General features: G+C 61.2%; 18 protein-coding genes. 16 read left to right on the top strand and 2 right to left on the bottom strand.

The window, feature by feature from the left end; translation table 11 throughout:
- The first annotated feature begins 32 nt into the window (after nucleotides 1–32).
- The 12 genes from AC4QBL_RS09100 to AC4QBL_RS09045 all read left to right on the top strand — a co-directional run bounded on the left by AC4QBL_RS09100 (nucleotide 33) and on the right by AC4QBL_RS09045 (nucleotide 13,413).
- A complete protein-coding gene (locus AC4QBL_RS09100; RefSeq protein WP_472899640.1) occupies nucleotides 33–569 on the top strand; it encodes a tripartite tricarboxylate transporter TctB family protein in 537 nt (178 codons plus the stop codon).
- Nucleotides 570–598: 29 nt separating this feature from the next.
- Nucleotides 599–2,092 (top strand): tripartite tricarboxylate transporter permease, encoded by a 1,494-nt coding sequence (locus AC4QBL_RS09095; protein ID WP_472908406.1) that lies wholly within the window; start codon nucleotides 599–601, stop codon nucleotides 2,090–2,092.
- 122 nt (nucleotides 2,093–2,214) lie between these two features.
- Nucleotides 2,215–3,708, top strand: coding sequence for a sigma-54 interaction domain-containing protein (locus tag AC4QBL_RS09090; protein ID WP_472908407.1), 1,494 nt, complete (start codon nucleotides 2,215–2,217; stop codon nucleotides 3,706–3,708).
- 178 nt (nucleotides 3,709–3,886) lie between these two features.
- Nucleotides 3,887–5,077, top strand: coding sequence for a substrate-binding domain-containing protein (locus AC4QBL_RS09085; RefSeq protein WP_472899637.1), 1,191 nt, complete (start codon nucleotides 3,887–3,889; stop codon nucleotides 5,075–5,077).
- A gap of 148 nt (nucleotides 5,078–5,225) precedes the next feature.
- Nucleotides 5,226–5,996, top strand: a complete 771-nt coding sequence (locus tag AC4QBL_RS09080) for an ABC transporter ATP-binding protein (protein WP_472899636.1) — start codon at nucleotides 5,226–5,228, stop codon at nucleotides 5,994–5,996.
- A complete protein-coding gene (locus AC4QBL_RS09075) occupies nucleotides 5,993–6,808 on the top strand; it encodes an ABC transporter ATP-binding protein (RefSeq protein WP_472908408.1) in 816 nt (271 codons plus the stop codon). The genes AC4QBL_RS09080 and AC4QBL_RS09075 overlap by 4 nt, the downstream gene beginning before the upstream one ends.
- The gene (locus AC4QBL_RS09070) at nucleotides 6,805–7,791 is read left to right on the top strand and encodes a branched-chain amino acid ABC transporter permease (protein WP_472899634.1); all 987 of its coding nucleotides are present in this window, start codon (nucleotides 6,805–6,807) and stop codon (nucleotides 7,789–7,791) included. The genes AC4QBL_RS09075 and AC4QBL_RS09070 overlap by 4 nt, the downstream gene beginning before the upstream one ends.
- A 115-nt stretch (nucleotides 7,792–7,906) precedes the next feature.
- Nucleotides 7,907–9,043, top strand: coding sequence for a branched-chain amino acid ABC transporter permease (locus AC4QBL_RS09065; RefSeq protein ID WP_472908409.1), 1,137 nt, complete (start codon nucleotides 7,907–7,909; stop codon nucleotides 9,041–9,043).
- Between the two features lie 49 nt (nucleotides 9,044–9,092).
- Entirely contained in the window at nucleotides 9,093–9,965 is an 873-nt protein-coding gene (locus AC4QBL_RS09060) for an alpha/beta fold hydrolase (protein ID WP_472908410.1), read from the top strand.
- Nucleotides 9,966–10,827: 862 nt separating this feature from the next.
- The gene (locus AC4QBL_RS09055) at nucleotides 10,828–11,265 is read left to right on the top strand and encodes a HEPN family nuclease (protein WP_472908411.1); all 438 of its coding nucleotides are present in this window, start codon (nucleotides 10,828–10,830) and stop codon (nucleotides 11,263–11,265) included.
- Nucleotides 11,266–11,720: 455 nt separating this feature from the next.
- Complete coding sequence (locus AC4QBL_RS09050; RefSeq protein ID WP_492131649.1) at nucleotides 11,721–12,101, top strand: hypothetical protein; 381 nt, start codon at nucleotides 11,721–11,723, stop codon at nucleotides 12,099–12,101.
- Nucleotides 12,102–12,888: 787 nt separating this feature from the next.
- The gene (locus AC4QBL_RS09045) at nucleotides 12,889–13,413 is read left to right on the top strand and encodes a hypothetical protein (protein ID WP_472908413.1); all 525 of its coding nucleotides are present in this window, start codon (nucleotides 12,889–12,891) and stop codon (nucleotides 13,411–13,413) included.
- A 183-nt stretch (nucleotides 13,414–13,596) separates the two neighbouring features.
- Here the strand turns inward: AC4QBL_RS09045 and AC4QBL_RS09040 are convergent, their stop codons facing one another.
- Together AC4QBL_RS09040 and hemH are read right to left on the bottom strand one after the other, a co-directional pair.
- Nucleotides 13,597–14,919: an ISL3 family transposase gene (locus AC4QBL_RS09040; protein WP_472907315.1), complete on the bottom strand. Its 1,323-nt coding sequence runs from the start codon at nucleotides 14,917–14,919 to the stop codon at nucleotides 13,597–13,599.
- A gap of 421 nt (nucleotides 14,920–15,340) precedes the next feature.
- A complete protein-coding gene (gene hemH / locus AC4QBL_RS09035; protein ID WP_472907314.1) occupies nucleotides 15,341–16,432 on the bottom strand; it encodes a ferrochelatase in 1,092 nt (363 codons plus the stop codon).
- A gap of 19 nt (nucleotides 16,433–16,451) precedes the next feature.
- Between hemH and AC4QBL_RS09030 the strand changes: the two genes are divergently transcribed.
- From AC4QBL_RS09030 to AC4QBL_RS09015, 4 genes are all read left to right on the top strand, one after another.
- A complete protein-coding gene (locus tag AC4QBL_RS09030; RefSeq protein WP_472907313.1) occupies nucleotides 16,452–17,198 on the top strand; it encodes an HAD family hydrolase in 747 nt (248 codons plus the stop codon).
- Nucleotides 17,199–17,219: 21 nt separating this feature from the next.
- Nucleotides 17,220–17,885 (top strand): glutathione S-transferase family protein, encoded by a 666-nt coding sequence (locus AC4QBL_RS09025; protein ID WP_472907312.1) that lies wholly within the window; start codon nucleotides 17,220–17,222, stop codon nucleotides 17,883–17,885.
- A gap of 415 nt (nucleotides 17,886–18,300) precedes the next feature.
- Nucleotides 18,301–19,341 (top strand): ABC transporter substrate-binding protein, encoded by a 1,041-nt coding sequence (locus AC4QBL_RS09020; protein ID WP_472907311.1) that lies wholly within the window; start codon nucleotides 18,301–18,303, stop codon nucleotides 19,339–19,341.
- Nucleotides 19,342–19,457: 116 nt separating this feature from the next.
- Nucleotides 19,458–20,345 carry an ABC transporter permease gene (locus AC4QBL_RS09015; RefSeq protein WP_472907310.1) on the top strand — a complete coding sequence of 296 codons (888 nt, stop codon included), beginning with the start codon at nucleotides 19,458–19,460 and terminating at the stop codon, nucleotides 20,343–20,345.
- The last annotated feature ends 42 nt before the right edge of the window (nucleotides 20,346–20,387 follow it).

The raw sequence follows: 20,387 nt of genomic DNA, 5'->3' as shown, positions 1-20,387 counted from the left end.
TGTTGTCGCGGCCTTGTTTTTTGGAGACACAGATGAACACCACCCATTCACCCAACCCATCCGCAGGCGCTGACCACCGCCTGGGCCAGCTGGCCCTGGGCACCGCCGCCGTGTTGCTCGCTGCCGGGCTCGCCTACGGCGCGGCCAACATCCCGTCGGACGCGGGCTACGCCGGCGTGGGCCCGAATTTCTTGCCCTGGGTGGTGGCGGCTGCCATGGGGTTGTGCGGCGTGTTGCTGATCTGGGAAGTGCGCACCGGCGGCTTTCGCAACATGCCCGAACCCTCGGGCGCGGCCCGTGGCGACTGGCACGCCATGGCATGGGTGTCGGCGGGCATTCTGGGCAACGCGGCGCTCATCACCACCATCGGCTTTGTGCTGAGCTGCGCGCTGTGCTTCACGCTGGCGGTGCGCGGCCTGCGCATCAGCGAAGGCAAGCCCGCAGGCCATGCCATGCAGACGGTGAAAGACGTGGTGACCGGCATGCTGATCTCGGCGCCCACCTTCTGGCTGTTCACCAAATTCCTCGCCGTCAACCTGCCGGGCCTCACGGGTACAGGCTGGCTCTGATCTGCCCGACGGACCATCAGGAGAACACCATGCTCGACCTCTGGAACAACCTGCTGGGTGGCTTTGCCACCGCGGGTACCCCCATCAATTTGCTGTGGGCGCTGGCCGGCTGTGCCCTGGGCACCGCCATTGGCGTGCTGCCCGGCCTGGGCCCGGCCGTCACGGTGGCCATGCTGCTACCCATCACCGGGCAGGTGGAAGCCACCGCCTCCATGATCTTCTTTGCCGGCATCTACTACGGTGCCATGTACGGCGGCTCGACCACTTCCATTTTGCTCAACACCCCAGGCGAAACCGGCACCATGGTGACCGCGCTGGAGGGCTTCAAGATGGCGAAGAACGGGCGCGCCGGCGCCGCGCTGGCCACCTCGGCCATCGGCTCCTTCGTGGCGGGCACCATCGCCACCATTTTGGTCACGCTGTTTGCACCGTTTCTGGCCGAGTTCGCCGTGAAGCTCGGTCCGCCCGAGTATTTTTGCCTGATGCTGCTGGCCTTCACCACCGTGAGCGCGGTGCTGGGGCAGAGCACGCTGCGCGGCATCACGGCGCTGTTTTTCGGCCTGGCGCTGGGCCTCGTGGGCATGGACCAGATCACCGGGCAAGTGCGCTACACCGGCGGCGTCATCGAATTCATGGACGGCGTGGAGGTGGTGCTGGTGGCGGTGGGCCTGTTCGCCGTGACCGAGGCGCTCTACAACGCGCTGTACGAAGGCAAGAGCGCAGCCAGCATGAACAAAATGAACAAGGCGCACATGACGCGCAGCGAGTGGAAGCGCTCGTGGCCCGCCTGGCTGCGTGGCACCTTCATCGGTTTTCCCTTCGGCACCATCCCCGCGGGCGGCTCCGAGATTCCCACGTTTCTCAGTTACGCCACCGAGCGCAAGCTGGCCGACCCGGAGCACAAGCAGGAATTTGGCACCACCGGCGCCATTGAGGGCGTGGCCGGCCCGGAAGCCGCCAACAATGCCGCCGTGACCGCCACCCTGGTGCCGCTGCTGACGCTGGGCATTCCTACTTCGGTCACCGCCGCCATTTTGCTGAGCGCGCTGCAAAACTACGGCATCAACGCCGGGCCGCAGCTGTTCCAGACCTCGTCCGCCCTGGTGTGGGCGCTGATCGCCTCGCTCTACATTGGCAACGTCATGCTGCTGGTGCTCAACCTGCCCATGGTGGGGCTGTGGGTCAAGCTGCTGAAAATCCCGAAGGCGCCGCTGTACGCCGGCATCCTGATCTTCGCCACGGTGGGCGTGTATGGCATGCGCCAGAGCTCGTTTGACCTTTTCATCATGTTCGGTCTGGCGCTGGTGGGTGTGGCGCTGCGCCGGTTTGATTTCCCGACTGCACCCGTGATCGTGGGCCTGATTCTTGGCCCATTGGCCGAGGCGCAGTTCCGCAACGCCATGTCGATCGGGGAGGGCAGTGCAGCGGTGTTCTTCGAACGCCCCATGTCGGCCACGCTGCTGACCATTGTGGTGCTGGTGCTGGTGACGCCGCGTTTGCTGGCCTGGCATAGGAAGGCTTGACGAACACCCCCGCCGCGTCGCGCGCGACACCCTCAAAGGGGTGATGCGTGTGGCCCGGTGGAGTCGGTTCTGAGGCAGTCCAAGTGGGGGCACGTCGTGCAAATGGGCGATACCATGTGCCCATGACCGCAGACAACCGACTTCCCCGCGACGCGCAGAGCATTCTGGAGCTGGCTGCGCGGTCCATGTTTGACCTTTTTGCCAATGCCAGCGAGGGCATGATGCTGGTGGACCGCAACGCCCGCGTGGTCTGGATCAACGACCAGTACCGCCGTTTTCTGCCGGCGCTGGGTTTTGACCGCGAAGAAGATTTTGTGGGTCACCCCGTGTCCAGCGTGGTTCAAAACACGCTGATGCACCAGGTGCTGGCCACGGGGAAGCCCATCTTGATTGACCTGCTGGACAACAAGGCGGGCACGTTTGGGGTCAGCCGCATTCCCCTGCGTGACGAGGCTGGCGAGGTCATTGGCGTGCTGGGGATCGTGCTGTTTGACCACCCGGAAACCACGTTGCAACCGCTCATCACCAAGTTTGCCCGGCTCGAACAAGACTTGAACGATGCCCGCCGCGAACTCGCCAGCCAGCGCCGCACCAAGTACACCTTTGCCAGCTTTGTGGGCAGCAGCCCTCCCGCGCTGGAGGTGAAGCGCCAGGCGCGGCGCGCGGCCCAGTCGTCCAGCCCGGTGCTGCTGCTGGGCGAAACCGGCACCGGCAAAGAACTGCTGGCCCACGCGATTCACGCAGCCTCCCCCCGCGCAGGGCGGCCGTTTGTCAGCGTGAACATGGCCGCGGTACCCGACACCTTGCTGGAGGCCGAGTTTTTTGGTGTGGCGCCCGGGGCCTACACCGGCGCCGACAAAAAAGGCCGCGACGGAAAATTCAAGCTCGCCGACGGTGGCACGCTGTTTCTGGATGAGCTCGGCGACATGCCGATGTCGGTGCAGGTGAAGCTGTTGCGCGCGCTGCAAGAGGGCGAGATCGAGCCGCTCGGTTCCAACAAGCTGGTGCGGTTTGATGTGCGGGTGGTGGCGGCCACCTCGCGCGATTTGCAGCAGATGGTGCGCGAAGGCAGCTTCCGCGAAGACCTGTATTACCGGCTCAACGTGTTGCCGGTGCGGGTGCCGCCCTTGCGCGAGCGCCGGGGCGACATTGCCCTGTTGATTGAAGCGCTGGGCGAAGACATGGCTGCCCGCGGCGGCGGGCCGCAGCTGGAACTGGAGCCCGATGCCCAGGCGCTGCTGGCCGCTCAGGCATGGCGCGGCAACATTCGCGAACTGCGCAACGTGTTGGAGCAGCTGGCGCTGCGCAGCGACTCGCACCACATCGAAGTCGCTCAGGTGGCCGCCGTGCTGCAAGAGACGGGTCTCGCCGCCATGGCCTGGGTGCCAGCGCCCGAAACAGGCTTGGCCCGGGTCTCAGCACCGGCGGCCTCGGCGCTTGCACCAAGGCCCTTGCCCGAGCAAATTGCGGTACTGGAGCAACAGGCCATTCGGGCTGCGCTCGCCCACACCCGCGGCAACCGCACGGCAGCGGCCAAGCTGCTGGGCATTTCCAGGGCAAGCTTTTACGACCGCTTGGCCGGGATGCCTGACGTGTTTGAAGTGTCTGAAAACTAGACAAATGTCTAAATAATGAACGGTTGTTTGGGGTGTTGTTGTCTGATATTCAGACGAACTTCACCGGGTCAACGGCCCTTGTTCATACAAATCAAGGACTTAGGGCGCTGGCACGGAGCGTGCAAAGTGCCCAGTGCGGCGCGCAGCGCTGTGATCGTTCAAACCCAGGAGACAAGACATGACACACACCACCCGCCGCCTCGCGGTCATTGCGCTCGCTTGCACGGCCACGCTCGGCTTTGCCCAGTCCAAGTCGGGCGAAATCCGCATCGCCCATGTGTACGACAAAACCGGCCCGCTGGAGGCTTATGCCAAGCAGACCCACACCGGCTTGATGATGGGTTTGAACTACGCCACCGCCGGCACGATGGAGGTGAACGGCAAGAAGCTGGTGGTGATCGAGAAGGACAGCCAGTTCAAGCCCGATGTGGGTCGTGCCCAGCTGGCGGCCGCCTACGCCGACGACAAGGCCGACATTGCCATTGGCCCGACCGGCTCGGGTGTGGCACTGGCCATGCTGCCCGTGGCAGAAGAATACAAAAAGATCTTGCTGGTGGAGCCCGCCGTGGCCGACTCGATCACCGGTGACAAATGGAACAAATACATCTTCCGCACCGGGCGCAACAGCTCGCAAGACGCGATTTCCAACGCCGTGGCGCTGGACAAGGCCGGCACCACCATTGCCACCCTGGCGCAAGACTACGCGTTTGGCCGCGACGGCGTGAAGGCGTTCAAAGAAGCCGTGAAGAACGCCAAGATCGTGCACGAGGAATACCTGCCGACCAACACCACCGACTTCACGGCCGGTGCCCAGCGCCTGATCGACAAGCTCAAGGACCAGCCGGGCCGCAAGATCATCTGGATCGTCTGGGCGGGTGCGGGCAACCCGTTCAAGATCGCCGACCTGGACCTGAAGCGCTACAACATCGAGATCGCGACCGGTGGCAACATCTTGCCTGCCATGGCTGCCTACAAGCAGTTCCCCGGCATGGAAGGCGCCAGCTACTACTATTTCGGTTTGCCCAAGAACCCGGTTAACGACGCAATGGTGGCCGAGCACTACCGCCAGTTCAAGACGCCGCCTGACTTCTTTACCGCTGGCGGCTTCTCCGCCGCCATGGCGGTGGTGACGGCGCTGAAGAAAACCGGCGGTGACACCAACACCAACAAGCTCATCAGCACCATGGAGGGTATGAGCTTTGACACCCCCAAAGGCAAGATGACCTTCCGCAAGGAAGACCACCAAGCCTTGCAGAGCATGTACCACTTCAAGATCAAAGTGGACCCGGCCTTTGCCTGGGGCGTGCCTGAGCTGGTGCGCGAGATCAAGCCGGAAGACATGAACATTCCGATCCGGAATAAAAGGTAACCCCCCGCGCCGCGCCCAAGGGCGCGTCACCCCCTCCAGGGGGCAACACCTGCGGCCCGCCCTGAGCCTGACGAAGGGCGGTTCCGCGGTGTTCCCGGAGGTCGCGGCAGGTGCCGCGCCCGAACTGTCTCTCCCTGTCGGAGATCCCATGCTCGAAACCTTTGATCTCACGGTCCGCTTTGGCGGGCACGTGGCGGTGAACGCTGTGTCCTGCGCTTTCCAGCCCGGCACGCTGACCGCCATCGTCGGCCCCAACGGTGCCGGCAAAACGACCTACTTCAACCTCATCTCGGGGCAGATCAAGGCCAGCGCAGGGCGTGTGCTGCTGGGTGGCCAAGACATGTCTGGGCTGGGTGCGCCGGCCCGGGCGCAAGCCGGGCTGGGCCGGGCGTTCCAGCTCACCAACCTGTTTCCCAACCTCACGGTGCGCGAAAACGTGCGCCTGGCGGTGCAGGCCAAGGCGGGTGCCGGGCTCAACCTCTGGCGCATCTGGAGCGACCGCAAGGACCTGCTGGAGCGTGCAGACCAGGTGCTGGAAACCGTGGCGCTCGCAGACAAGCGCGATGCCCTGGCGTCCAGCCTGCCGCACGGCGACCAGCGCAAGCTGGAGGTGGGCATTTTGATGGCGCTGGAACCGCTGGTGTTCATGTTTGACGAGCCCACGGCGGGCATGAGCGTGGACGAAGCGCCGGTGATTCTGGACCTGATCCGCCGCCTGAAGGCCGACAAGACCAAGACCATTTTGCTGGTGGAACACAAGATGGATGTGGTGCGCGAACTCTCGGATCGCATCATCGTGCTGCACAACGGTGAGCTGGTGGCCGACGGCGACCCGGCCACCGTGATCGCGTCGCCGGTGGTGCAGCAGGCTTACCTGGGCATCAACCCGGAAGAAAAAGAAGAAGGGGTGTTGGCATGAACGACCAAGGCCAGCGCACAGCCGGCTCTGCCGGGCCGCAGTCGGCGCCCCCCTTGGGGGCTGACGCCGCAAGCGGCGCGGGGGTGCTTCTAAAGCTTCAAGGCGTGCACACCCACATCGGGGCGTATCACATCCTGCACGGCGTGGACCTGCAAGTGCCCACCGGGCAGCTCACCATGCTGCTGGGCCGCAACGGCGCGGGCAAGACCACCACGCTGCGCACCATCATGGGCCTGTGGCACGCGAGCCACGGCAAGGTGGTGCTGAACGGCCAGGACATCACGCAGACGCCCACGCCCGACATTGCGCAAAGCGGCGTGGCCTACGTGCCCGAGAGCATGGGCATTTTTTCCGACCTGTCGGTGCGTGAAAACATGCTGCTGGCGGCGCGCGGCGCCCGCAACTTGAACGAGATCGACACCACCCGGCTGGAATGGATTTTTGGCTTGTTTCCGGCCATGAAAAAGTTTTGGCTGCACCCGGCGGGCAAGCTCAGCGGCGGTCAAAAGCAGATGCTGGCCGTGTCGCGCGCCATCATCGAGCCGCGCCAGCTGCTGCTGATTGACGAGCCCAGCAAGGGCCTGGCGCCGGCCATCATCCAGAACATGATCGAGGCCTTTCGCCAGCTCAAGGCGGCGCAAACCACGATCTTGCTGGTGGAACAAAACTTCAATTTCGCGCGCCAGCTGGGCGACTCGGTGGCCGTGATGGACGACGGGCGCGTGGTGCACAGCGGCAGCATGGCCGAGCTGGCCGCCGACGAAGCGCTGCAGTCGCGGTTGCTCGGTCTTTCCCTCGGGAGTCACGCATGATCCAACTCAAAGACCTCGACTGGAAGCCCATGGCTCTGGTGCCGGCGCTGGCGCTGATTGCGCTGCCGCTCACGGGCAGCGCGTCCACCTGGCTCACGCTTACCGTGGCCGGCCTGGCCATGGGCATGATCGTGTTCATCATCGCCTCGGGCCTCACGCTGGTGTTTGGCCTCATGGACGTGCTGAACTTCGGCCATGGCGTGTTCATTGCGCTCGGCGCGTTTGTGGCCACCACCGTGCTGGCCAGCATGGGCAGCTACACCACGGCCGACAGCCTGTGGCTCAACCTGATGGCGCTGTTTCCGGCCATGCTGGTGGCCATGGCGGTGGCCGGTGCCATTGGGCTGGCGTTTGAACGCCTGATCATTCGGCCGGTGTACGGCATGCACCTCAAGCAGATCCTCATCACCATGGGCGGCATGATCATTGGCGAAGAGCTGATCAAGGTGTTCTGGGGCCCCGAGCAGGTGCCGCTGCCGTTGCCCGAGGCGCTGCGCGGCTCGATCTTGCTGGGCGACGCGGCGGTGGCGAAATACCGCCTGCTCGCGGTGCTGGTGGGTGGCACCGTGTTCGCCGCCATGGTGTGGACGCTCAACCGCACCAAGGTGGGCCTGCTCATCCGCGCCGGTGTGCAAGACCGTGAAATGGTGGAGTCGCTGGGCTACCGCATCAAGCGCCTGTTTGTGGGCGTGTTCGTGGTGGGTAGCGCGCTGGCTGGTCTGGGCGGTGTCATGTGGGGGCTGTACCAGGAAACCGTGACGCCGCAAATGGGGCACCAGGTCAACGTGCTCATCTTCATCGTCATCATCATCGGCGGGCTCGGCTCCACGCTGGGCGCCCTCATTGGTGCGCTGCTGGTGGGGCTGATGGCCAACTACACCGGCTTCTTGTTTCCCAAAGTCGCGCTGTTTTCCAACATCGCGCTGATGGTGGCGATTTTGCTGTGGCGCCCGCAAGGCGTGTACCCGGTGACGAGCCGGTAATGGACACCCCCCGCGCCGCCTGCGGCGTCACTTCCCAGGGGGCGCAGCCTGGGCCCGGCAAGGCCGGTTCTGCGGCTGCCCTGGCCTTCGCTCTCCCGATCTCCGAGGTTTGACCATGCTGAACCGATTGCTTTCCAACGATTTGCCGCGCAGCCGCTGGCTGGCGGCGCTGCTGCTGGTCCTGTTTCTGGGCCTGGCCTTCGCACCGTTTCTGTTTCCCGGCGTCAAGGCGCTCAACGTGGCCGCCAAGGTGCTGATCTTCATCGCGCTGGTGGCCAGCTTTGACCTGCTGCTGGGTTACACCGGCATCGTCAGTTTTGCCCACACCATGTTTTTTGGCATCGGCGCTTATGGCGTGGCCATTTCGCTCAACGCGGCCGAGAGCCCGAGCTGGGCCGCGCTGGGCTCTGGCGTGCTGGCGGCGTTGCTGGTTTCGCTGGTGTTGTCGCTGGTGATCGGGCTGTTTTCGCTGCGGGTCAAAGCCATCTTTTTCGCCATGATCACGCTGGCGGTGGCCACCGCGTTCCTCACGCTGGCCTCGCAGTTGTCCGACTTCACCGGCGGTGAAGACGGCCTGAGCTTTTCGGTGCCCGAGCTGCTGACCCCCGGCTTTGCGCTCATGGAAGAGCCCTTGCAGACGCCGTTGGGTGAGGTTGACCTCAACGGGCGCTTCATCACGTACTACCTCATCTTCGGCATGGTTTGCGCCATCTTTCTCACCCTGCTGCGCATCGTGAATTCGCCGTTTGGCCGGGTGCTGCAAGCCATTCGCGAAAACGACTTTCGCGCCGAGGCGCTGGGCTACCGCACCGTGGTCTACCGCACGCTGTCCAATGTGTTGTCGGCCAGCTTTGCCACGCTGGCGGGCTGCTTGCTGGCCATCTGGCTGCGCTACAACGGGCCAGACACCTCGCTCTCGTTTGAAATCATGCTCGACATCTTGCTCATCGTCGTCATTGGCGGCATGGGCACCGTGTACGGCGCGGTCATTGGCAGCGTGCTGTTTGTGCTGGCGCAAAGCTACCTGCAAGACCTGCTGCGCCTGGCCGGCGGCGCCACCGAAGGCCTGCCGCTGTTGCCCGCCTTGCTCACGCCCGACCGCTGGCTGCTCTGGCTGGGCGTGCTGTTTGTGTTGTCGGTGTATTACTTTCCCAGCGGTGTGGTGGGCAAGCTGAGGGAGCGTGCCGCCCGCCCGCCGCGTGCCCTGCCTGGGGCTGGTGGCCCTGCGCAGCCCGCCGCGCGGCGCCCCTGAGCCACTTACTCACACGCGGCTTACCTCTTCGCTACCGGGTCTGAACACCATGAACACCCCAGCCATTCCCCAGTCGCGCTACCTCAGCTGCGAAGGCCGTGAAATCCACTTCATGGACTGGGCACCCGCCCCGGTGGACCAACCCCCAGCCTGCCCGTTGGTCATCGCCTGGCACGGCCTGGCGCGCACTGGCCGCGACATGGACGCACTGGCCGCCCACCTGGCGGGCCACGGCTACCGCGTCATCTGCCCCGACACCATTGGCCGCGGCCTCTCGCAGTGGAGCCCGGTGCCCGAGGTCGAATACTGCCTGGCCTTTTACGCCCGCCTGGCCGAGTCGCTGGCCAACCAGCTGGGCCTGGCCCGTTTTCATTGGGTCGGCACCTCCATGGGCGGCGCCATCGGCATGGTGTGCGCGGGCGGCACACTGCACGGTCGCATCGAGCGTCTGGTCATCAACGACATCGGCCCCCAGCCCAACCCCGTGGCCATCGACCGCATCCGCAGCTACGCCGGTAATCCAGCCTCGTTCGACACCGTGGGTGAGCTGGAACAGTACTTCCGTACCGTCTACAAACCCTACGGCTACCTCACCGACGCGCAGTGGCGCCTGCTCACCGAAAGCTCGGTGCGCCGCCTGCCCAACGGCCGCGTCACCCCGCACTACGACCCCGCCATGGTGATGCAGTTCACGCACCACCCGGCCGACTACGACCTGTGGCCCGACTACGAGCGCATCACGGCCCCCGTGCTGTGCCTGCGCGGCGCCGATTCCGACCTGCTGCTGCCCGACACCGCAGAAGCCATGCGCGACCGCGGCCCGCGTGCGCGGGTGGTCACCATTGCCGGCTGTGGGCATGCGCCGGCCCTGAATGTGCCAGAGCAGCTGGAGTTGGTTAGGCGGTTTTTGGCGGGGCGTTGAGTGTTGGTTTGAGGGCTGATCGTCGCGGTGCATTTGAGGGGTACATTTCGACCCATTGCGGCCACACTGTAGTGGGTTTCAAGCCACCATTCTAGGTACCGTGCTCGGATGTAGGGGGAAGTGAAATATGAACTCCAGAATGGTTTGGTGAAGGGATCGGCGGGGCTAAACTGACATCTCGGTGCGGTGTTTCGTCCCTGATCAAGTTTGTCGATTTTTTAATATCTGAGCACAGTCCCGGTGGATTGAGTAGACCGGATGACTTCGGAAGAATTTTTGAAATATCGTACGACTTTGTTTAACGACCGTGATTTTGGGTATCCTACGATAGTTCAAATAAACTACAAATCAGATCTCACTGAAAGGGTGGCATGACAGCGAAGCTTACATTTTTCACAGCACTTTTGTTGATTGGAACCGAAGCCGCCGTGGCCCAAAACTGCCCATACGATCCGCAGTGCTTGAACAACCCATATGGTGCCGGAAGTCCATACAAGGTGGACGGGCTAAACAACGCGTACAGTCCTAATGGCAATCCTTACAGCAACAAGTCGCACACGAATCCGTATGCGACGGACGCTCCGAAACTGTATGACAGCCAGGGAAACTACCGCGGGCGACTTAGTAATAATCCCTATGACGCCGATTCGACGTCCAACCCATACGGGAGGTACGGGAATCCAAACTCTCCGGACAGTATCAACAATCCCTTTGGCGCAGGAAATACATATGGCCAGCCACTACGCGTGGTGCCGTCCCGGTGAGGCCCAACAGAACGCTCTGCACTTACGACCTATCAGCAAAACTTGCCTGTTTGCTGTTCGCCGGACATCTCCAACGCTAGACATTTAGGAGCAACGCTATGGAATACGACGCGGATTTCGCACGCAGCTTCATGGGGCGAACGCTCACTCTCGCAAACGAGTATCAAGGCCCTCTTGATGCAACTCTTCTGATCAACTGCCTTCTCGGCCTTCTCATAGTGCCAAAGGAGGCGTTGCTCATAGACAAAATTCCAAGCGCCGCTTTCGTGTCAATAGAAGATTGGGGTATATCGCCGAATTCTATAAAGAGCTTTGGCAAGTGCGACCAAGGACACGAGCACGAACCCAACCTTAAGCAGTTAGTCCGAAGACTGCGGAACGCAGTTGCACACTTCAAGATCGATCCTATTCATCGTGACGGAAAAGTCACCGCTTTCACATTCCGTGACCGAAATGGTTTTCATGCAGATGTTCCTCTGGCAGAACTCAAGGAATTTGTGGTGAGTCTGTCGAATCATCTTCACGATAATGCTTAACACAGATACGCCATCCAAACAGTCACCACTCTGATAGCTTTGCGAGATCTGTTTTTGTGTATTAAACAAATCGAACAATCCAATAAAAATCGAGAATTCAGTCCACCAAGGCCATGTATTGAATTTTTTGGCCTGCTGTAAGGCCCAGTGTAGAGTAAGATTGGCACACAGACGAAGTGGAAATTTTCCTAAAGATAACCCAGGAGGGCAGTCTATTTAAACGGGCTTGCATGTTTAATGGGTAATCTGATATGTAAAAATATACTTGGCTCTGTCGAGCCGGCCTAAGAATTACGCAAAAGTTTCCTTAGAAAGTCGCCGTATTTTTATCTGCTTTTTATTTCAGTGATGGTGGAGTTATAATATTTTTTTAGCCTGCACAGCGCCTACTTTAGGTCTCGCAAAATAAGCCAAATCATGGCACAGCAGACGCAATCGACGGACTACGCTGATCTATGTCTTTTTTTCCAAGATTCGATATGAGAATAATCTATATAGCTCTGTTGCTACTGTCAGCTTCATCAGGAGGCGCAGCTCAGCCGAAAATTCCAAATCTCGGAGAGAAAGTGTGCGCGCTTTGGACTGCCGTCATCGACAAGGCGAAATCGGACACGGTATTTAGTGATCAGGCTCGGCATATGGATTCCTGGGCGCTAGGATACCTTAAAGGTATGGCAGCCCAATATACATTTGCGGAGAACGACCCCAATCCCCTTATAAAACTTCGCAGTGGCGAGGAGTTGGAATGGATGCGCTCCTATTGCAGAATCAATCCCACGAAAGGCATTTCCGAGGCTGCACTGAGTTTGCTTGAAGAGTTGCAAGGGCGACCATAATGCTGATTTGCCCCAAAAATCTATTAGCATGTTAATTTGTCAATCCGAACGCATACTGAAGTAATTCTAGTGTTAAATGCATAGACACCCATGTCGCAACCCTCAAGCATTAACTCACGATTCAATATTGCCTTTCTAATTGTTGCGGTCAGTTTTGCACACAGTCAGGCACCGGACACCAAGACCTTTTAATTCAGAATCGACTCATATTCCCTCGAGTATCCAGCGACGTGGTCTTACAAGCACCAATCAGCACTAGATGGTAGCCGGTTGCGTATGTTCGTGGGGCCCGGTGAAAAGGATGCGCTTCCGTATTGCCATGTGACACAGTAGCCGCTTAATCCCAACCTTTTACCAAAGTCACCAAAGATGAGTGACACGGAGCGGGCAGAGTTCATTGCTGGCGCGACAGATCAGACTTTGCTAGTCTCACTTTACGACAATCTGACCTCTGCGTAAGACTTTCGCTTGATTCATACAAATGTCGATTTCTTGAGTCAATCGCTTCCCGCGCTCAGTGCAGAATTTATATTTAGAACCTATCAGGGCTTCACTTACCGGGTTCGATCGCGCTACACGTTTTTGGAGAAGGCCCAGCTCTATGTGTGGTGCCAAACCGTCTCTAGGAATGAGGTATTCGCTGAATCCAGCTTTCCCAAAAATCTAGCTAATTTTCAGCGTTTCGTAACAAGCATCCGAATATCACACTTAAAGAGTGCTGTGAACTTTACATTTGGCGTAAGTTCTATTGGCACCCAAGACTAATTAGGTAGACCCAAAGGATAAAATGAACTCCACACCGGTTAAATACTTTAGCCTTTTCATCATTCCTTTTACAGGAATTCATGCCCTAGCCCAGATACCAACTGACCCAGGGTTCGATTCTGTGTTTTGCACTACCCAAAAGATTTCAGGTCTAATCGGCGAAAAAGGAGAATGGGAGTGGCTTCAGGTTGAACGCCAACCATTCACTTTCTTAATAAATAAAGTGGATACTGTAAGTCGGGATAGGATGTCTCAGTGTTCTGCTGATGAAACGCTGGTAGAAGGATCTATGGCAAAGGTGAAAAAGGCCTGCTATCGAGTCAGAAATGCCGCGCTATCTGAGTCGAAATTAGATTATGGGATGTGCGTTGAGCACTGGAATGCATCTGGAATTTTTCGAGTTTACTGCAATGACCATAACCCCATTGTCAAATTCGATCCTAATGGCGTTTTTTTGGTGCATTATTTAACTGGAAGCCTAAATCCTCGAGTTACCGAAGGTGCCTTATATGCTGTTGGTGCTGGGGTTTGTAGGTTGCTGCAATGATCTGTAGGTAGTTAGAGTTTTGCTTAATTTGGCGAAATTCTGAATTGTACGGCAATCACAACCAAGGCATATCAAAATATCTTCGATCTATACTTTGCCGCGATGTTTTCGATGTAATTACTTGGCAGCAGACTGAGGCAAAGAAAAAAAAGGCTCAATGCCGATCTGCATGGAACTTGACCTTCAACACCTATGCGTGCTGAGGCCTGCGAAGCGCGGCGCTGCGTACTCGAACGGGTTGGCTGGAAGGTGCTTGAGCTTGGACAGGCGCAGGTGCGCAATGGCGATGAAGTTCCTGCTCGTTCTGAATCCGCGTGCGGCCCGCTTGGCGTTTTGCATCAGCCCATTCATGGCCTCCACAAACGCGTTGCTGCGTCCTTGCTGCATGCCCGTGATGACACCTTCGAAGTGCGTCTTGAGCGTACGCGCCAGCCGCTTGAAGGGCTCCAGGCGCGAGCGCATGGCCCAACCGATCCACTTGGTCAGACCCGTGCGGGCGACCTCTTCACCGTGACCCTGCGCCGCTGCCTCATACACCTCGCGCAGCGCCCCCTTCATGCGCCAGGCCCGTGCGCTTTGCAAGTTCGTGCGCTGCAGGGTGTACATCGCCTGTATGTGCCGCTGATTCCAGCTCGCATGGTGCGTGCGCATCGCCCAGCTCAGGCTGCGCCTGCTGGCGCGGTCCAGCTCGCCCAGCGCTTGCGCCACGGCGGTGGGCCGGCTTTTGAATTCGGCCGCGCGCACCTCATCCATGGCCTTGCCCGCCAGGGCCGCCACATGAAAGCGGTCATAACAGATGGCCGCCTGCGGCAGTTGCTGCTGTGCCCCTTTCAGGTAGGCCGCACTCATGTCCATGCTCACATGGCTGATCGCCTGGGCGCTCCCGCCATGTTCGGACAGGTCTTGGGTGAAGGCATTGACCGTCTGGTGATCGCGTCCCTCGGTGACAAAGAGCAGGCGCTTTTGCTGCAGATCGTGCACGGCCGTGACGTATTCGTGGCCCTTGCGCAGACTGGTCTCGTCAATGCCGATGTGGCGCACGCCGCTCATGTCGTCCTTCTGACGCGCAAGCTTGACGTAGTGCTCAATGCGCCGCCACAAGGCTTTGGCGTCGGCACGCAGGTGACGGGCCGCGTGGGCCACGGGCAGTTCTTTGCACAGGCTCAGCGCCAGCGCTTCAAACAGCAGCGTGAAGCCGCTGCCCTCGCGCGCCCAGGGCACCGGCACCTGGCTGGTCTTGCCGCAGGCGGTACAAGCTACGCGGGGTATGGCCGCGTGCAGCCAGGCTTCGAACTGGAAAAAATCCAGATGGCGCCAAGATCGCTCAATGCTCTCGTGGATGCCTTGATCGGGTGCGCCGCAGTGCGGGCAGGTCAGACGCCGCTCGGTGCAGACCACTTCAAAGTCAATGCGTTTCTTGGCGGTGCTCAACTCGGCGCGCTCGACACGCCAGGGGGCTTGCAGCCCAAGGGCTGCGGTGAACAGGGCTTCGGTGCTCAGGCTCATGGTCGGTTACGAAGGTGTCAGGGTGGCGGCAATCAGGCCAGAGTATCCAGCAACCTCACGCACTCAGCACGCATAGGTGTTGAAGGTCAAGTTCCATGCAAATCGGCATTGAGCCAAGAAAAATCGGGCACTGCGAGTAAATCACTTTTAGCTTAGAGATCTTTTCAAATACTACACCTTGGGAAAAAATGCGATTGATAGTCCCAGACTTCTTAATTTGAATGTTTTACGTATTCGCTTTGATAAACATCCGCAAGCCGTTTAGTGGCCCTCGTATGGCACTGCAACTGGGGATTTACCGTTCCTGGCCGTCAGCAGTCAGCCAACTGCTTCAGGTCAACAAACGCAACCGCTGTAGAGCGGACCGGCAGGGCGCCGAGATGCGTGGTTTTGCGGGTGCAAACCGCCACGCCCAACCCCCTCAGTCCTTCGACCCCATCGCCAACGCCCGCTCCCGGCTCGCCTTCAGCGCCATCGGGTCATCCGCCTGTTTCGTGGGCCAGCCTTGCAGGTGGTTTTCTACCAGGTCGGTCAGGGCGCGTATCCAGTCCGGGCTGTCGTTCAGGCAGTCGATGTAGCTGAACTGCTGGCCGCCGGCGTGCAGGAACGCTTCGCGGGCTTCCATGCTGATTTCTTCCAACGTTTCCAGGCAGTCGCTGGTGAAGCCGGGGCACACCACGTCCACGCTCTTCACGCCCTTTTGCCCCATGGCGATGAGTGTGGGCTCGGTGTAGGGCTCCAGCCACTTGGCCTTGCCAAAGCGCGACTGAAAAGTGACGGTGTAGCGGTCTTTGGCCAGGCCCAGTTTTTCGGCCAGCAGGCGGCCGGTTTTGTGGCATTCGCAGTGGTAGGGGTCGCCCAGCTCCAGGGTGCGCTGGGGCACGCCGTGGAAGCTCATCACCAGGTGTTCGTTCTGGCCGTGGTGCATCCAGTGCTGCTGCACTTTTTTGGCCAGCGCTTCGATGTAGCCTGGGTCGTCGTGGTAGCGGTTGATGAAGCGCATTTCAGGCAGATGGCGCGCTTTCAGGCCCCACAGGGCCACGCCGTCAAACACGCTGGCGGTGGTGGTGCCGCTGTATTGCGGGTAGGCGGGCACCAGCAGCACGCGGGTCATGCCCTGGGCCTTCAGCTCGTCGAGCACGGCAGGGATGGACGGGTTGCCGTAGCGCATGGCGTAGCGCACCGTGACCTGGTGGCCGCGCTCGCCCAGGTAGCCGCGCAGCAGGGTGGCTTGTTTGTCGGTCCATACCTTCAAGGGCGAGCCTTCGGGCGTCCACACCGTGGCGTATTTGGCCGCCGACTTTTTGGGCCGCACGCGCAGGATGATGCCGTGCAGGATGAGCCACCAGATGGGCTTGGGAATCTCGACGACGCGGTGGTCGCCCAGAAACTCGGCCAGGTAGCGGCGCACGGCCGGGGCGGTGGGCTCGTCGGGCGTGCCCAGGTTGCACAACACAATGGCCGTGCGTGCGGCTTGACCATGCGAGAAGGGAGGTTCTTTGTTAAATGCCATGCGCTATTCTCCCGCAGACATGAAGACCCCCGACGCCACGCCCTCTGAAGCCCCCGGTCTCGCAACGTTCAGTCTGGACGTGTCGCGCATCCGCGCCATCACGCTGGATCTGGACGACACGCTCTGGCCCATCTGGCCCACCATCACGCGGGCCGAAACCGTGTTGCAGGCCTGGCTGGCCGACCACGCGCCCGCCACCGCCGCGCTGTGTGCCACGCCCGGCGCGCTGCGCGAGGTGCGCAACCACATGAACACCACCCGGCCTGATTTGGCGCACGACATGAGCGCGCTGCGCCGCGAGTCGATCCGGCTGGTGCTGCAACGCGCGGGCGACGACTCCGCGCTGGCCGAGGCGGCGTTTGAGGTGTTTTTTGCCGAGCGCCAGCGGGTGGAGCTGTATGCCGACGCCTTGCCGGCGCTGGTTTTTTTGAGCAACCGCTTTCCGGTGGTGGCGGTGTCCAACGGCAATGCCGACGTGCACCGCGTGGGCCTGGGCGCGCACTTTCGGGCGGCGCTCAGCGCGCGCGAATTTGGCGTGGGCAAGCCCGACCCGCGCATCTTTCACGCCGCCGCCGAAGCTGCGGGCGTGAACCCCGCGCAGGTGCTGCACATTGGCGACGATGCCCACCTGGACGGCGTGGGTGCGCTCAATGCGGGCATGCAGGCCGCCTGGCTCAACCGCGAGGGCCACGCCTGGGCCCATGGGCCTCAGCAACCCCACACCACCGTGCCCGACTTGCTCGCACTCTGCCGCCAGTTGGCTTGACCCCTGTTTCAGGACACCCCCATGAGCCTCACCATTCACGGTATTCCCGCTTCCCGCGCCGTGCGCCCGCTGTGGGCCGCCACCGAGCTCGGCCTGCGCTTTCAGCACGTCAACCTGCCGTACCAGGGCGGTGCCACCCGCACGCCCGAGTTTCTGGCGCTCAACCCCAATGGCCACATTCCGGTGGTGGTGGACCAGCGGCCCGCGGAGGAGGGCGGCGAGGTGGTGGTGTGGGAAAGCATGGCCTGCGCGCTTTACATTGCGCGCCACCACGGCCAGCCCGACGGCGTCGGCATCACGCCGGCCAACCCGCGCGAAGACGCCGAGGCCCTGCGTTGGAGCTTCTGGGTGGTGAACGAGGCCGAGGCGGACGCGCTCACCGTGCTCATGCACCGCATGGTCATGCCTGCCGAGCGGCGCAAACCCGAGCTGGCCGAAGCCGCCGAGCGCCGGCTAACCGTGCCGTTTCGGGTGATGGAGCAACACCTGGAACGCCAGCAGGCCATGGGCGCGGCCTACCTGGCGGCTGAGCGCTTCACGGTGGCTGACCTGTGTGTGGCCAGCGTGCTCAACTGGGCCCGCCCAGCCCACAGCCTCATGGCCGCGCACCCGCTCACCCACCAGTGGATCGTGCGTTGCATGGAGCGGCCCGCGCAGTTGGCCGTCAAGGCCCTGGGGCGCGGCTGACGGATCAACTGGGCCCACGCTATAGATCCGGCCCAGTGAAGTCTTAAAGTCCGTTCGGGTTGAGCTTGTCGAAACCTTCCTCAGACTTCGCACGAGCCCTTCGACAGGCTCAGGGCGAACGGTTGACACTTCATAAGGCCGAATTAACAGGGCTTGCGCGGCGGTGGTCCAGCTGCCGGCAGGGAGTGGTCGAGTGAAACGCTCGGATATCATTATATGAAAAGCCTCAGCATTTGCGTGCGGATTAGATAAAAAGCTATATTAAGCGGCTAAGTTCAATCCAACGCCCTGTTGGTTGAGCGGCTGGTCACCTTGTTTGCAGCAGCGTTCGTTTTCTCCAGGTCGTTGGGTGTGCTTATCGCATCCATCGGCGCCGCGCGTCGGTGGGTTCCTCACAGCGACACCGGAGAAAACCATGAAACCCACCCCCCAACTGGCTTTGGCCTTGATCGCCTCGGCAGCCCTTTTGGCTGCCTGCGGCAAAAAAGACGAAGCGCCTGCCGTGGCTGAGCCATCGGCCGAGTCCGCCGTTTGCGGCAAGGTCACGGTGGCCAACATGAATTGGCAGTCGGCTGAAGTGCTGGCCAACATCGACGGCATCATTTTGGCCAAGGGCTACGGCTGCGAGGTGGAACTGGTGCCCGGCGACACCATGCCCACGCTGACCGCCATGATGGAAAAGGGCCAGCCCGACGTGGCGCCCGAAGCCTGGATCAATGCCGTGCGCCAGCCACTGGACGCCGCCGTGGCCGAAGGCAAGCTGCATTACGCGGCCAGGTCGCTCACCGACGGTGGCGTCGAAGGCTGGTGGATTCCCAAATACGTGGCCGACGCCAACCCCGCCATCAAGACCATTGACGACGCGCTGATGCGTCCCGATCTGTTCCCCTCGGTGGAAAACAAGGGCAAGGGTGCTGTGCACAACTGCCCGTCGGGCTGGAACTGCCAGATCACCACGGACAACGCGTTCAAGGCCTGGGGTGGCACCGCCAAAGGCTTCGTGCTGCTCGACACCGGCTCGGCCGCTGGCCTGGACGGCTCGATTGCCAAGGCCTACGAGCGCAAAGAAGGCTGGCTGGGCTACTACTGGGCGCCCACCTCGATTCTGGGCAAATACGAGATGGTGAAGCTCGACGCCGGCGTGCCGCACGACAAGGAAGCGTTTGAGACCTGCAACACCAAGGCCGATTGCGACAACCCGACCAAGACCGACTGGGCCCGCGCCGAGGTGTTTACCGTGGTGACCGACCGCTTTCAAAAAGCCGGCGGCCCGGCCGTGACTTACCTGAACCAGCGCGCCTGGGGCAACGACACGGTGAACGGTTTGCTGGCCTGGATGAGCGACAACCAGGCCACGGGTGCCGACGGTGCGACCCACTTCCTGAAGACCCAGCCAGAAATCTGGACCACCTGGGTGTCGCCTGAAGCGGCTGAAAAGATCAAGGCCGCGCTGTAAACCGCAACGCCGCCTGATGGCGGGGCCGGGTGGTGCAAGCCCGGCTCCGCCGCACCGCGGCCGGCGCCCTTCAAGGTGCCGTGCCGCTGATCCTTTTTTCAGCCCAAGGAGAGACCATGTCCTGGCTCAATGAATTTCCCTCGCTGGGGTCGGAGACGCTCAGCGCCATGCGCCGCGCCATCGACGGCAGCTTTCGCAACTTCACCCGCGAATATGGTGAGCCGCTGGAGCGCTTGTTTGACCCCCTGCGCGACTTTTTGCTGTTCTCCGAACGCCTGCTGACCCAGTCGCCCTGGCCCGCTGTGGTGGGCGTGATCGCCCTCGTAGCCTGGCTGGCCTCACGCTCCTGGAAGATCGTGGTCGGCACCGTGGTCACCCTGCTGTTGATCGGGTTCTTTGGCATGTGGGACGACACCATGAAGACCATTTCCATGATCTTCGTGTGCACCTTGGTGGCCCTGGTGGTGGGCTTGCCCATTGGTATTGCCATGAGCCGCTGGGACCGCTTGCAAAAGCTCATCAGTCCGTCGCTGGACGTGATGCAGACCATGCCCAGTTTTGTTTACCTGATTCCGGTGGTGATGCTGCTGGGCATTGGCCGCGTGCCGGGCCTGATTGCGGTGGTGATCTACGCCATTCCGCCGGTGATCCGGTTCACCAACCTGGGCATTCGCCTGGTGAACAAAGACCTGCTGGAAGCGGCCGATGCGTTTGGTGCGTCGACCTGGCAAAAAATGAGCAAGGTGCAGCTGCCGCTTGCATTGCCCACCATCATGGCCGGCGTCAACCAGACCATCATGCTGTCGCTGGCCATGGTGGTGATCGCCTCGATGATCGGCGTGCAGGGCCTGGGCCAGCCGGTGCTCAGGGCCATTTCCAACCAGTACTTCACGCTGGGTGTGCTCAACGGCCTGGCCATTGTCGGCATCGCCATCATTTTTGACCGCGTGTCGCAGGCTTACGGCAAGCGGCTGCAGCGGCATCTGGAAGTCGTGCACCAGTGAGAGCCCCCCGCGCCGCTTCGCGTCACCCCCCAAGGGGCGACA

This window comes from Hydrogenophaga sp. L99, assembly GCF_058731905.1.
Note: the sequence above shows the minus strand (reverse complement) of the source record. Positions and strands in the feature narration are given on the sequence as shown.

Coding starts and splice junctions, on each gene's coding strand:
- AC4QBL_RS09020 (WP_472907311.1), top strand. CDS start 18,301: ATGAAACCCACCCCCCAACTGGCTTTGGCCTTGATCGCCTCGGCAGCC.
- AC4QBL_RS09015 (WP_472907310.1), top strand. CDS start 19,458: ATGTCCTGGCTCAATGAATTTCCCTCGCTGGGGTCGGAGACGCTCAGC.
- AC4QBL_RS09070 (WP_472899634.1), top strand. CDS start 6,805: ATGATCCAACTCAAAGACCTCGACTGGAAGCCCATGGCTCTGGTGCCG.
- AC4QBL_RS09085 (WP_472899637.1), top strand. CDS start 3,887: ATGACACACACCACCCGCCGCCTCGCGGTCATTGCGCTCGCTTGCACG.
- AC4QBL_RS09055 (WP_472908411.1), top strand. CDS start 10,828: ATGGAATACGACGCGGATTTCGCACGCAGCTTCATGGGGCGAACGCTC.
- AC4QBL_RS09030 (WP_472907313.1), top strand. CDS start 16,452: ATGAAGACCCCCGACGCCACGCCCTCTGAAGCCCCCGGTCTCGCAACG.
- AC4QBL_RS09050 (WP_492131649.1), top strand. CDS start 11,721: ATGTCTTTTTTTCCAAGATTCGATATGAGAATAATCTATATAGCTCTG.
- AC4QBL_RS09040 (WP_472907315.1), bottom strand. CDS start 14,919: ATGAGCCTGAGCACCGAAGCCCTGTTCACCGCAGCCCTTGGGCTGCAA.
- AC4QBL_RS09100 (WP_472899640.1), top strand. CDS start 33: ATGAACACCACCCATTCACCCAACCCATCCGCAGGCGCTGACCACCGC.
- AC4QBL_RS09075 (WP_472908408.1), top strand. CDS start 5,993: ATGAACGACCAAGGCCAGCGCACAGCCGGCTCTGCCGGGCCGCAGTCG.
- AC4QBL_RS09065 (WP_472908409.1), top strand. CDS start 7,907: ATGCTGAACCGATTGCTTTCCAACGATTTGCCGCGCAGCCGCTGGCTG.
- AC4QBL_RS09025 (WP_472907312.1), top strand. CDS start 17,220: ATGAGCCTCACCATTCACGGTATTCCCGCTTCCCGCGCCGTGCGCCCG.
- hemH (WP_472907314.1), bottom strand. CDS start 16,432: ATGGCATTTAACAAAGAACCTCCCTTCTCGCATGGTCAAGCCGCACGC.
- AC4QBL_RS09045 (WP_472908413.1), top strand. CDS start 12,889: ATGAACTCCACACCGGTTAAATACTTTAGCCTTTTCATCATTCCTTTT.
- AC4QBL_RS09080 (WP_472899636.1), top strand. CDS start 5,226: ATGCTCGAAACCTTTGATCTCACGGTCCGCTTTGGCGGGCACGTGGCG.
- AC4QBL_RS09095 (WP_472908406.1), top strand. CDS start 599: ATGCTCGACCTCTGGAACAACCTGCTGGGTGGCTTTGCCACCGCGGGT.
- AC4QBL_RS09060 (WP_472908410.1), top strand. CDS start 9,093: ATGAACACCCCAGCCATTCCCCAGTCGCGCTACCTCAGCTGCGAAGGC.
- AC4QBL_RS09090 (WP_472908407.1), top strand. CDS start 2,215: ATGACCGCAGACAACCGACTTCCCCGCGACGCGCAGAGCATTCTGGAG.